Source organism: Frankia sp. BMG5.60 (assembly GCF_059428125.1).
On record NZ_CM182091.1, the window covers coordinates 1,903,869 to 1,915,237 of the forward strand.

The following is an 11,369-nucleotide window of genomic DNA, read 5'->3' on the forward strand; positions in this document are numbered from 1 at the left end:
TCACCGGTCCCGGACGTCGGCGACCCGGGTGCCGATCTCCAGGAACCACACGAGCGTCGCCAGGCCGGCGTTGAACACGAACCCGCGGGCGCCGTCGGCGATCTCCACCCGTGCGCCGCGCGCGTTCGCGACCATCGACGCCGGCAGCGCGCTGGAGATCGCGAACAGCTCGGGGCCCGGTTCGGGCAGCCCCGCCGCCGTCACCGGGAACAGCACCTCGGGCGCGACGGTCGGTGACAGGAAGATGTTGAACAGCAGCGCCTGACCGTGACGGGTCTCGATCGAGGTGAGCCGGGTGGCCCACTCGGAGAGGCCGGCGCCGTCGTACGGGCTGTCGGTGACCATCCCGTCGGTGATGTTGATGACGATCGGCGGGAACGAGTCGGGATGGCTGGCCGCCCACCCGTGCACGTGCTCGCCCGCCGTCGCGATGGCCTGGCACATGGGGGTGCGGTAGCCGAACACCGGCTCGATCCAGACCGGGAGCTTGGAGCCGGCGACGGCGTCGACCGACTGTTCGGCCTCGACCCGCAGCGGATTGTCGAACACCTGCGGGATAGGCACGATCGGCTGCCCGGCCAGTGCTGGCTGCCCGCCCAGAGCCGGCTCGACGCCCTCGCCGCCCGCCACCGGGCAGGCCCCGTAGCCGAAGACGCCGACGTCGAAGTAGTGCCTGGCCCGGCCGCCGACCTCCTTCGCCGACTTCACGCACAGGTCGAGCAGGATCTTGTTCACGGCGCGGGCGGCGCCCTCTGCGAGCGTGCCCCCGCTGGACTGCCACGGCTGCTTCATCGAGTCGGACCGGTCCAGCAGGAACACGATGCAGCCGGGGTTGGTGCGGGAGAAGGTCTGCTCGTACATTCGTCCATCCGTCCTGGTCAACACGGTCCCGAGGTCAGCACGGTCCGGAACCGGCGCGGTCGGGAGCTCGACGCGGTCCTGGGTCAACGGGTGCTCCGGCGGCGACTGGCGACGACGACGACCGGCCACGCGGTTCCGGGCCGCCAGGTCCACTCGTGGCCGTCGACGCGGCAGCGGAACGCGTATCCCGCATCGGCCTGCCGGACGTCGAGGCGGAACGCGCCGCAGCGCGGGCACTGCACGACGCGGGCGGAGTCGCGCAGCTCCCCGAGATCGCGGGGAGCGGGGCGGGTCGGCGCGGCCGCGGCGGTGGGCGCCGCCGCGGGCGGCGGGGCGTCCCTGTTCCACCACTGCCCCCCCGGCGGGGCGCTGCCTGCCGGCCGCCCGACCGGCAGCACGAGCTGCGCGGTCTCCTGCGCGCTCCGCGCATTTTCCGGCTGCGCCGTCTCAGCCTTCGCGCCCCATCCGCCTCCGCCACCCCTGCTGCCGCCGCCCGGCCCGGACGACGGGTGGTCCGGTGCCGGCGGTTGGGCGCGGTCCGTGAGCGGTTGCCCCACCAGGGCCGCGAGCAGCGTGCCGACGGCGGCGGACCCGAGCACCACGGCGAGCGTCGTCTCGAACGGGCGGTCCCGGAACAGCAGGGCCCAGCCGAGCCCGGCCGCGACGAGAGCCGAGGCCGCGAGCAGCGGGAGCGCAATCCGCTCCGCTCGTCCCGTCACGCTCCGGCCCGTCATGACTCCTCCAGGCGGAACACCACGTCGGCGGCCGGGTTGGTGACCGACTGGCACTGCTGGTCGCGCGTCTCGGTGTCGGCGAACCGCCAACCGGCCGGCGGGTCCAGACAGACCACGGCGTTCAGCGGCAGCTCGGACGGCGCGAACCGACCGTTCAGGTCGAGGGCTCCGCCGTCCAGCTTGTGCCGCGCGTAGCTGATCGTGACCTTGCTTCCGTTCGGGAATGAGCCGTCCCCGCCGGTCCACTTCGCGACCACCTGGACCTGCTCGACGGTCATCGTGGTCGGGGTGCCGGCGGATATCCGCTCCGGGCTGCACACCGACGGCGGGTCCGACCCGCCCACCCGCACCGGTGCCGCCGGTGCCTCCTGCGTTCGTGGCGGCACCACGCACACCTCGTGGTCGCCGGGAACGACATTCATGGACCACCGACCCTGAGCGTCGATCTCGTCCTCGGCCAGCATGGCCGCGCCGTGCCGGATCTGGACGGTCAGGCCGGTCGGGAGCGGGATGCCCGCCGCCCCGACCACGGTGCCGGTGACCTGCTCCGGCTTGCCGGTGACCGGCGACTGCGAGGCGGAGGCCGACACCACGACGCTCGACAGGGCGACGGCGCCGAACGCGATCGCCGCCGCGTAGCCGGGTGCCAGCACCGGATGCCGCCACAGCGGCGCGCGGCGCGCTGTCATGCGCATGTGAACGAGGAGTGGACGCTCCCCGAGCCGGCCCGGTTCGGGGCGGAGACCACCACGTTGAAGCCCACACCGCCGGAGTAGCTCCCGCCGATGTGGACGACCTCGCTCGCGCCCTCGTCGAGGAAGCCGGACGACGGGCTGACCGAGACACCGGACGCGGACGTCGCGCTCCAGCGGGCCATCCCGTCAAAAGCGGAGATCTTCAGCTCGCTGTCGATGCTCGAGCAGTCGACGCGGGAGGTGCCGTTCGTGCCCCGCTGTGTGACGGTCACGGATCCGGTCGAGTCCGGCGTCACGTCCGGACGCTCGACCGGCCCCGGCCCCGGTCCGTTCGGGCCGCCGCCGAGACCGAGCGAGCCGGAGTTGGAACCGGAACCGGAACCGGAGTTGCGGTCGGAGTTGGAGTCGATCTGCCCACGGACGACCACGAATATGACGATCACCGCGAAAACACACGCGAGCCCGGTCAGGACGGCCTTCATGGGAACGAGTGTCGGGCGAACCGGACCCGGGCACATCCGTGCCCGCACTGGCTTCCGGGAGCCGTTTTCCCAGTGCTGGCACTGGGATCAGAACCGGCGGCCGGGTGCTACCGTCCGTGAGATGGACCGGATGGCGGTGGGCCGCGTCTTCATCGTCGATGACAGCGAGCCGTTCCGCGCGGTCGCCCGCGCGCTCCTGGAGAGCGGCGGCTACCAGGTGGTGGGCGACGCCGGGACCGGGGCCGAGGCGCTCGCCGGCGTATCCGAGGCGGGCCCCGACGTGGTGCTGCTCGACATCGCCCTGCCCGACATGGACGGGTTCAGCGTCTGCCAGGCGCTACACCGCACGGCCCCCGACGCAACCGTGGTGTTCTGTTCGGTGCGCGACGTCGAGCACTACGGCGACGCGGTCGAGCGGTCTTCCGCGGCCGGGTTCCTGCCCAAGTCGAGCCTGTCGGCGGCCGCGCTGGCGCTGGTCGTGGCCCGTCGCGCCGAGCGCAGGTAGGCGAGCACCGCGAGGACCCGGCGGTTGTGCTCGGCCTCGTCGGGCAGCGCCAGCCGCTGGAAGACGCTGCGGACGTGCGTCTCGACGGTGCGTGTCGTGAGGTGCAGCTCGTCGGCGATCGCACTGTTGGACCGGCCCTGCGCCATCAGCGCGAGGACCTCCCGCTCCCGCTGGCTGAGCTCGGCCAGCTCGTCACGCCGGCCTCCCCCACCGCCCCCACCGCCCCTGCCGCCGATGAGTAGCGGGATGACCTCGGGGTCGAACGCACAGCCGTCGGCCGCCACCCGGCGCACGGCGTCCAGGAAGCCGGGCCCGGTGACCCGGTCCTTGAGCAGGTAGCCGACGCCGCGCGCGGTGTGGCCGACCAGCTCGTCGAGGTGCGCGACCTCCAGATGCTGCGACAGGAGCAGCACACCCGTCCCGGGATGGCTCCGCCGCAGCGTCACGGCGGCGCGCAGCCCTTCCAGGTGGTAGCCGGGTGGCATCCGGATGTCGACGACCGCCAGGTCCGGGCGGTGCCGTTCGACGACGTCGAGCAGCTCGTCGGCGTTGCCAGCCTGCGCGACGATCGCGCAACCGTCGCGTTCCAGCAGCTCGGCGAGCGCCTCCCGAAACAGCGAGGCGTCGTCGGCGAGCACGACGCGCACCCGTGGCGGCACCCCCGCGGCCGGGGTGGGTGCAGCGGTGGCGGTGGTCAAGGCCCCTCCAGAGGTATCTCCGCGTGGACGGACGTCCCGGCGCCGGGGAGGCTGCGAACGACCAGGCAGCCGTCGAGCGCGGCGGTCCGGTCGCGCAGCCCGAGCAGGCCGGTTCCGGCGCTCATGTCAGCGCCGCCGACGCCGTCGTCGGCGACGGTGACGAGCAGCCGGTCACCGGACGCCCGGGCGTGGACGTGGATCTGGCTGGCGTGGGCGTGCTTCGCCGCGTTCGTCACCGCCTCGGCGGCGACGAAGTAGGCCGTCGCGGCCACCTGGTCCGGCAGCGGCGGCAACGCGGGCCCGTCGACGATCTGTACGGGGTAGGCCGAACGGGCGGCGAGCGTCCGCAACGCGGGCAGCAGCCCGGCCTCCGTGAGTACCGCGGGGTGAATGCCACGGGCGAGCTCGCGCAGCTCCGTGACCGCCGCCTCCAGCCCGTCGGCGGCCCGCCGCAGGAGCGCGCCGAGCTCGGGGTCGGGGGGCGCCGGGCCGAGCCGGTCCCGTGCCAGCCGCAGGATCAGCGCAGTCGTGACGATCTGCTGCTGGGCGCCGTCGTGCAGATCGCGTTCGATGCGGCGGCGCTGCTCGTCGGCCGCCGCGACGATGCGGACCCGGGACGCGCGGACCTCGGTGAGCTGGGCCCGCACCTCCGCGGCGAGCCGCTGGTTGTCCAGCTCCAGCGCCGCGGCCGCCGTCACGGCATGCAGGACGTGCCGGTCGGCGCGCAGCGCCGGGTCGTGCAGGAGCACGGCGACCACGCGCAGGCCGCGCCGGACCGGGGTCACCGCGTCATCCGGGCGGGGCGTCACGGGCTGACCGTCGGCGTCCAGGTAGCCGCCGGTAGGACCGTCCTCGTCCGGGCGGGGATAGGCGATGCGCAGCGTGGGGTCGCCGAGCGCGCGGGCCAGCAGGTGGCGCAGCTCCGTCGGCGGCATCTGCGGCAGTTGCAGCAGGAGGTCCCCGACGGCCGTGCGGCCGAGCCGGACGCGCAGCGCACCGGCCAGGAATGCCACCGGGAGCCCGAGGGTCGCGAGGTGGGCGACCTCGTTGATCAGCAACGCGGTCGAACCGTGCAGCGCCGGGTGGAGCAGTGACGCGCCGCTCCCGACGAGCCCGACGCCGTACACCGGCGCGAGCACCCGGCGGGCCGGCGGGGTGGCGACCAACCAACGCCGGACGAGCAGCGCGCCGACGATGACGGCGAACACCACCTGCGTGCTGTCGACCAGCAGGTCCTGCGTCCGGGATAGGTCGGCGACGAGCAGCAGGTTCGGCGTGAGCGACCGGTAGAACGGGACGGCGAGCGGCACGAAGACTCCTACGAACACATACACGGCGCCGGTCACCGCCCGCTCGGTGCGTGTCCGCAGCCGCCCCTCGGGAAAGGCCAGCAGGAGGTGCACGAGACATCCCGACGCGACGCACCGGAAGAACATCCCGACGGTGTGCGGCACCGGGTCGTTCGAGACCTGCAGGTCCTCGGCGAACAAGGAGATGCCGACCATCACCATCCGCAGCCCCAGCCGGCCCGGCCGGCGCAGGTGCGTGATGGAACCGGTCAGCAGGTAGAGCCCGCCGACGAGGCCGGAGAAGAAGGTGCTGGTCGTGTCCTCGTCCCGACCGCCATCGGCCAGCCAGAGCACCACCGCCCCGAGGGCCGCACCCGCCACCGCGAGCACCGCCACTCCGTACCGCCGGCGCAGCCCGTCCCCATCTCCGGCCATGGACGCCACGGGCCTGCCCGGGTGGTCTGCCACCGCGGCGCCGTCGATCGCGGCGCCGTCGATCGCGCCGCCGCCGGGTACCTCTCCCACGGCCACCGAGCCCGGGAGGCGTCGCCCGCCCGCATGATCGCGCACGGCCGCCTTTCCCACCCCCAGACCGCCCGGAACCTGACCGGCGGACCGCTCAGGTTACTGATCGATTATTCGCCAGGTGGTGACCACCGACAAGAGGGTTACTCACTCCGCGGAACACCGGAAGGGCGACTTGGGTCGGCCCCGCTCACCGCTGGCGGCATGATGACGCAAAAGGCCTGGTAGACGGCCTCCCGCGTTGTGGTCTGGGCGCCCGCCGCGGAAAACCCTTTGCGGCAACCGGGCGGGAATCGGGACACTGGCCGGGATGAACCGCATACCTGGGCGGACTTCGACCCGACGAATTCTTCCCCGATCACCTGGGGGCGCACGCGGCGGAGGCCTGGGTTGGCTCTGTCGCATCCGGCCGGGGCGGGTCTTCGTGCTGGCGGTCGGGCATGATCAGGTGATGGGTCGAGGTGCGATCACTCCGCTGGTGTCGGTGCCGGAGTTCGCCGGGTTCCGGTTCCCGCCGGAGGTGATCGTTCTGGCGGTTCCCCGGTACCTGCGGTTCGCCCTGTCGTACCGGGACGTCGAGGAGCTGCTCGCCGAACGCGGCCTCGAGGTTGATCATGTGACGGTCTACCGGCGGGTGCAGCGCTTCACGCCCCTGCTCGCCGAGACAGCGCGTCCGTCGCGGCCACTACGACCTCGCGGCGGAGCCAGGTGAGCAGTTCTTGCTGGTACTGACGGAATCGCGCTGACGGGGTGGGACCGGCGTTCGGGACGGGCGGGAGCGATGAGGATCGAACCGGCGGACGACGCCATGTTCCGCGAGCGCGACGCCTGGCGTTACGACCCGCCCTACGACTTCTACGACAGCGACGGCCTGCCCGTGAAGAACCCCGAACTCTTCTTCGCCGGGCGCGACGACGACGGCACCCTCATCGGCTTCTACTTCTTCGAGCCGTGCGGCGACGCGCTGTTCTACGGGTTTGGCCTGCGGCCGGATCTCACCGGTCGTGGGCTCGGCGAGCAGTTCGTGCTGGCGGGCCTGGAGTTCGCCCGCCCCATCTACGGCCGGCGCCGCGTGGTGCTCGATGTCGCGGCTTTCAACGAACGCGCCATCCGCCTGTACCGGCGCCTCGGTTTCACCGAGACCGGCCGGCATACCGAGACGTTCGACGGTTACGGGGCCGTGGAGTTCATTGACATGGAAAAGCCCGACTGAACGCCCTCTGGGCCGGACCGGGTCGATGCGGAGGCCCCGTTCGCCCGAGGGCGGCCCGTTGCTCGTAGACACCGAGAGCAGGCGACTGAACGTCACCGACGGTGGCGACTGCTCAGAACCGCACCGCCTGATCGATCAACTGTCGCATGCCAGGTCCGGGGCGGACTGGCAGAGTCGCGTATTCAACCGTCGCGTATTCGCGTGATCCACTCCGCCGACCGGCCCTGAGACGGCGGATACCCCGGCCCTTCTCCCGTCGTCACCGTGTCGTAGGCCTCGTCGTCCCACGGGGTAGTGTGCTCTGCCGCGGCGTGCCACCCACGGGGCCGCCGACGGTGTGCCCACCGCACCGTTTGCTGCGGCCGGTAACTTCTCGGGCGGCCAGTGCGCGATTACGACATTCGGGTCACCGTCCAGCTCGACTCGTTCGACGGGTCTCTGGACGCTGGGCGCCCGACGCCCTAGCTTGAACGCGCACGCCACTCTTGTCATCACGTGGCGGTTTCTTTGAGTGAAAGGGAGTCCCGACGACCCGGGCTGCGTGTGTCTGTTTGCGGGAGGTTTGTGGCGCAGCCAGGACGATGCGCCAGAAGAACAATTTCCACCTACTCCGAAAAATCGGAGACCTAGAAACAGGAGTAGTCGTGAGACGCTTGCTGTCTCCCCGGCGCGCGCTCGCCGGTGCCTTCACCGTCGCCGTTGTCGCGGCCGACCTGTGGTTCGCGCCCGTCGCTGCCTCGGCCGCCCTCGCTCATGTCATCTGCACGGGGCAGGAAGCGGTCAACTACAGCCCCGGGCTGACCTTCACCCCGCATGACACCACGGTCACGATCAACAGCCTCCTCGGCTCGGCCGGGGACCCGGGCCTGTGCGTGGCGCCCGGCAAGGGCATCACGTCCGCGACTTATACGGAGGTCTTCAACCGGCCGGGTGCGTCGTGCGTGCAGGCCTTGTTCAACGGCCCGGGCAGCCGAGTGATCGTCTGGAGCGACGGCCAGAGCAGCACCTTCACCTTCACCGCGCAGATCCAGACCCTCCCGGCCGCGTCCCTGGTCACCCTGACGGGGACGATCATCTCCGGCGAGTTCGCGGGCAGGAGGGCCGTCGAGACGATCCAGATCCCGCAGCTCGACCTGGTCCAGTGCTTGACGACAGGCATCGACAACAGCATCGCCCTGGCGACACTGGTCATCCTGTAGCCACTGAGCCTCGTCCATTCCCTCAGGCCGTCGCCGCCGACCTTCGTCGCCCCACCCCGTGCGGCGGCCGGGCGGCGGGCCGCTGGAGTCGGCTCGACAACGGGCCTACGCTACTGCGCCGTGAGGTGACATCATCGTCAAGTGACGGCCGGGCTGCCGCGCGGCGGTCGCCGCCGACTCAAGCCCTTGAGGAGTCCCTTCGCATGGGTACACCTGTCCGAGAGGTCCGCACCTACTGCCGCATCTGCATCGCTCAGTGCGGCACCCTGGTCACGGTCGAGGGAGATCCGGCCTCACCTGTCGTACGCCAGGTCCGCGGTGATGCCGAGCATCCTGTGTCCAAGGGTTACACCTGTGCCAAGGGTCGCGCCTTACCCGCGCTGCACCACCACCCGCTGCGCCTGGAGCAGCCGCTGCTGCGCGACGCGGATGGCACGCAGCGGCCGGTGGACTGGGACACCCTGCTCACAGACCTCGGTGGGCGTCTCGCCGGGATCGTGGCGGAGCACGGGCCCGACGCCGTGGCCGTCTTCTACGCCACCGGCGCCGCGTTCGACGCCGCGGGCAGGCAGACCGCTGAACGGTTCTTCGACCGGCTGGGCACGCGGCAGAAGTACTCCTCGCTCACGATCGACAGCCCGGCCAAACCGCTGACAGCCGAGATGGTGGGAGGCTGGCCGTGGCTCAACCTGGTCGACGACGACCAGGAGTGCCGTCTGTCACTGCTGGTCGGTATCAATCCGATCGTCTCCCACGGTCACACCACGTCGATGTCCAACCCCCGGGCGCGGCTACGGGCGCAACGCGAGCGCGGCGAGCTGTGGGTGCTCGACCCACGACGTACCGAGACGGCCCGGATGGCTACCCGCCACTTGCAGACCCGCCCCGGTAGCGATCCGTTCGTCCTCGGCTTTCTGGTCCGTGAGCTGCTCGCCGACGGCGCCGACGAGGCGTACCTGCGCGCGCACGCCTCGGGCGTCGACGACCTCGCCCGGGCGGTGTCGCCGCTGGACGCGCAGCGTGCCGCCGCCGCGTCCGGGGTGTCGGTGGACCAGCTACACGAGTTGCTCGCCGCGATACGCCGGGCGGGACGGATCTCCGTTGTCACCGGCACCGGCGCGACGATGGCCGCTTCCGCCAACGTCACCGAGTGGCTGCGGCTGGCGCTGCTCACCGTCACCGGGTCCCTCGACCGGCCGGGCGGCATGTGGTTCCACCCCGGATTCCTGCGCCCTGTCGACGGGTTGGATCTGCCCGTGTCACCGCCTGAGGGCAGGGTCGAGCCCGGACCTCGTTCCAGGCCGGAGCTGACTCGTCGGTTCGGTGAGTATCCGTGCGCCGCGCTCGCCCCGGAGATCGAGGCGGGCAACGTCCGGGCGCTGGTCGTCGTCGGCGGAAACGTCGCCTCCTCCTTCCCCGCCAGCGGCGCGATCCGTGCCGCGCTGCGCTCGCTGGAGGTGTGCGCGGTAGCCGATGTCGTCGAGACGGAGACGACCCGGTTGGCCACGCATGTGCTGCCGAGTGTGGGACAGCTGGAGCGGGCCGACGTACCCGTACTGCTCGACGCCTTCACCGACCGGGTGATGTCACAGCGCACCGCCGCGGTGGTGCCGCCGGTGGCCGAGCGCAGGCCGGTCTGGTGGTCGTTCGCTCGGCTCGCCGAACAGCTGGGCCTCGACGTGCTGCCCCGCGGGCTCACCTGGGAGACCGCCGACGACGACGCGATCATCGACCCGATCGTCGCCCGGTCTCGCGATCCGGAGGCCCTCGCGCAGGCACCCGCCGTCGTGCTCTCGTCGGTGGAGCGGTTCGGCTGGGTGACCGGGCATGTGCTGCCAGGCGGGCGTTGGCGGCTGGCACCGCCGCCGCTGCTCGCTCAGCTTGCCGAGCTGCTGACGTCGGAACCGGGCGTGGACGTGGCGCCGGACGGCTTGCTCCTGGTCCCGCGCCGGCTGCCGCGGGCGATGAACAGCCAACTGCACGACGTCCGCCAGGCTGGCGCAACACCGCAGGCCGAACTCCTGGTCCACCCGGCCGACGCGGCGACCGCCGGGATCACCGACGGGGTGATGGTACGGGTCCTCGGCGCCCATGGCGCGACCCGCGCACAGGCCAGGGTCACCGACGAGATCCGGGCGGGCACGGTGTCGATTCCGCACGGCTGGACCGAGCCGGACGTCAACCGACTCACCTCGATCGTTGACGAGACGGACGCGCTGACCGGGATGGTCCGCATGTCCGGGATCCCAGTGCGGCTCGAGCCCGAGGCCTGAGCCGCACCGTGTCAATTGGTTCTGATCGCGTCCCCGTCGGGGATCCAGACAAGGGAGAAGTAGGGCTCCGGGCTCTCCGGGACGCTGGGCGGGTCAAGGTGGCGGCAGACCGCGGTGACCTGGGCGCCGCGCCGAATCGGGAGATGGAACGGGGTTTCCGCGGGGAGTTTGGTGGTGTCGGAGTTGTCGGAGGCGAAGTCGTTGACGTACTCGACGGTGCCGGTGCCGGGGGCCCTGGCGGTGACCTTGATGCCGGTGGCCCGGCCGCCGGCGTTCGCCGATACCCGGCCAAGGAGGATTCCGTCGGTGGGCGCGGTGAAGGAGTGGGTGGTGCCCAGGCCGACCTCGATGGGTTGGCTGGTGCCCATCATCTGGACGGTGTCCAGGGCGGTGAGGTCGTGGACCAGCAGGTGGGGGCGGGCCACGGAGACGAGTGCGGTGAGTACTCGTTCGGCCGTCCCCCCGGGCATGCTCGCGGCCAGGCGGAAGACCGTGGTGTCGTGGAGGGCCGGGGAGGTCCACGGGTTCTGGTCGCTGACGACGGCTGAGCCGCCGCGGCCGCCGGAGTGGCTCTGCCAGGTCATCGTGTAGACGGCGGGAGAGCCGTTCCAGGACAGGACGGCGTGGCCGCCGTTCGGGACAAGCATGGTGTCCGGCCGGAAGTCCGCGAAGAAGAAGTTCGCCGGAAATTTGGGCAGGGCCAGCCGGGTGGTGCGGGTCTGCCAGGAGGAGCCGTCCAGGGAGCTGTCCTCGACGATCTGCAACTCGGCTGTCCCGGGCGCCGTGTTCACGGCGATGTCGGCGAGGCCGAAGGTGAGCGGCGTGACGGCCAGCAGCCATCCCCGGGCGAGGGTCGGGGTGGGTCGAAGGCGAGTGTGTAGGCGAGCAGGGGCGC

11 protein-coding genes and 1 pseudogene are annotated in these 11,369 nt (G+C 71.7%); 5 read left to right on the top strand and 7 right to left on the bottom strand.

Translation table 11 applies throughout. The annotated features are described in order from the left end of the window. From AC5R91_RS07550 to AC5R91_RS07565, 4 genes are all read right to left on the bottom strand, one after another. Positions 1-861: a VWA domain-containing protein gene (locus AC5R91_RS07550; RefSeq protein WP_495396428.1), complete on the bottom strand. Its 861-nt coding sequence runs from the start codon at positions 859-861 to the stop codon at positions 1-3. Between the two features lie 83 nt (positions 862-944). Further along, complete coding sequence (locus AC5R91_RS07555; RefSeq protein ID WP_495396429.1) at positions 945-1,595, bottom strand: hypothetical protein; 651 nt, start codon at positions 1,593-1,595, stop codon at positions 945-947. Next, entirely contained in the window at positions 1,592-2,284 is a 693-nt protein-coding gene (locus AC5R91_RS07560) for a hypothetical protein (RefSeq protein ID WP_495396430.1), read from the bottom strand. The genes AC5R91_RS07555 and AC5R91_RS07560 overlap by 4 nt, the downstream gene beginning before the upstream one ends. Continuing rightward, positions 2,281-2,733: a hypothetical protein gene (locus AC5R91_RS07565; RefSeq protein WP_495396431.1), complete on the bottom strand. Its 453-nt coding sequence runs from the start codon at positions 2,731-2,733 to the stop codon at positions 2,281-2,283. Before AC5R91_RS07565 ends, AC5R91_RS07560 begins: the two co-directional genes overlap by 4 nt. Before the next feature lie 169 nt (positions 2,734-2,902). Between AC5R91_RS07565 and AC5R91_RS07570 the strand changes: the two genes are divergently transcribed. Beyond that, complete coding sequence (locus AC5R91_RS07570; RefSeq protein ID WP_495396432.1) at positions 2,903-3,277, top strand: response regulator transcription factor; 375 nt, start codon at positions 2,903-2,905, stop codon at positions 3,275-3,277. Here the strand turns inward: AC5R91_RS07570 and AC5R91_RS07575 are convergent. Both AC5R91_RS07575 and AC5R91_RS07580 read right to left on the bottom strand, forming a co-directional pair. After that, positions 3,169-3,975, bottom strand: coding sequence for a response regulator transcription factor (locus tag AC5R91_RS07575; RefSeq protein WP_495396433.1), 807 nt, complete (start codon positions 3,973-3,975; stop codon positions 3,169-3,171). The genes AC5R91_RS07570 and AC5R91_RS07575 overlap by 109 nt on opposite strands. Further along, positions 3,972-5,789 carry a sensor histidine kinase gene (locus AC5R91_RS07580; RefSeq protein ID WP_495396434.1) on the bottom strand — a complete coding sequence of 606 codons (1,818 nt, stop codon included), beginning with the start codon at positions 5,787-5,789 and terminating at the stop codon, positions 3,972-3,974. The genes AC5R91_RS07575 and AC5R91_RS07580 overlap by 4 nt, the downstream gene beginning before the upstream one ends. Positions 5,790-6,273: 484 nt before the next feature. On the opposite strand from AC5R91_RS07580, the pseudogene AC5R91_RS07585 reads away from it, so the two are divergent. The 4 genes and pseudogenes from AC5R91_RS07585 to AC5R91_RS07600 form a co-directional block, all read left to right on the top strand. After that, positions 6,274-6,471: pseudogene (locus AC5R91_RS07585) on the top strand (IS6 family transposase); the annotation flags it as partial. Positions 6,472-6,597: 126 nt separating this feature from the next. Continuing rightward, entirely contained in the window at positions 6,598-7,002 is a 405-nt protein-coding gene (locus tag AC5R91_RS07590; RefSeq protein WP_495396435.1) for a GNAT family N-acetyltransferase, read from the top strand. Positions 7,003-7,646: 644 nt separating this feature from the next. Next, positions 7,647-8,201, top strand: coding sequence for a hypothetical protein (locus AC5R91_RS07595; RefSeq protein WP_495396436.1), 555 nt, complete (start codon positions 7,647-7,649; stop codon positions 8,199-8,201). Positions 8,202-8,404: 203 nt separating this feature from the next. Further along, complete coding sequence (locus tag AC5R91_RS07600; RefSeq protein WP_495396437.1) at positions 8,405-10,474, top strand: molybdopterin-containing oxidoreductase family protein; 2,070 nt, start codon at positions 8,405-8,407, stop codon at positions 10,472-10,474. A gap of 11 nt (positions 10,475-10,485) precedes the next feature. Here AC5R91_RS07600 and AC5R91_RS07605 read toward each other — a convergent pair whose 3' ends face one another. Then, entirely contained in the window at positions 10,486-11,265 is a 780-nt protein-coding gene (locus tag AC5R91_RS07605) for a hypothetical protein (RefSeq protein WP_495396438.1), read from the bottom strand. Positions 11,266-11,369 lie beyond the last annotated feature (104 nt).

Excerpts from the sequence above, each read along its gene's own strand:
- AC5R91_RS07600 (WP_495396437.1), top strand. The coding sequence starts at position 8,405 with ATGGGTACACCTGTCCGAGAGGTCCGCACCTACTGCCGCATCTGCATC.
- AC5R91_RS07550 (WP_495396428.1), bottom strand. The coding sequence starts at position 861 with ATGTACGAGCAGACCTTCTCCCGCACCAACCCCGGCTGCATCGTGTTC.
- AC5R91_RS07555 (WP_495396429.1), bottom strand. The coding sequence starts at position 1,595 with ATGACGGGCCGGAGCGTGACGGGACGAGCGGAGCGGATTGCGCTCCCG.
- AC5R91_RS07560 (WP_495396430.1), bottom strand. The coding sequence starts at position 2,284 with ATGACAGCGCGCCGCGCGCCGCTGTGGCGGCATCCGGTGCTGGCACCC.
- AC5R91_RS07590 (WP_495396435.1), top strand. The coding sequence starts at position 6,598 with ATGTTCCGCGAGCGCGACGCCTGGCGTTACGACCCGCCCTACGACTTC.
- AC5R91_RS07570 (WP_495396432.1), top strand. The coding sequence starts at position 2,903 with ATGGCGGTGGGCCGCGTCTTCATCGTCGATGACAGCGAGCCGTTCCGC.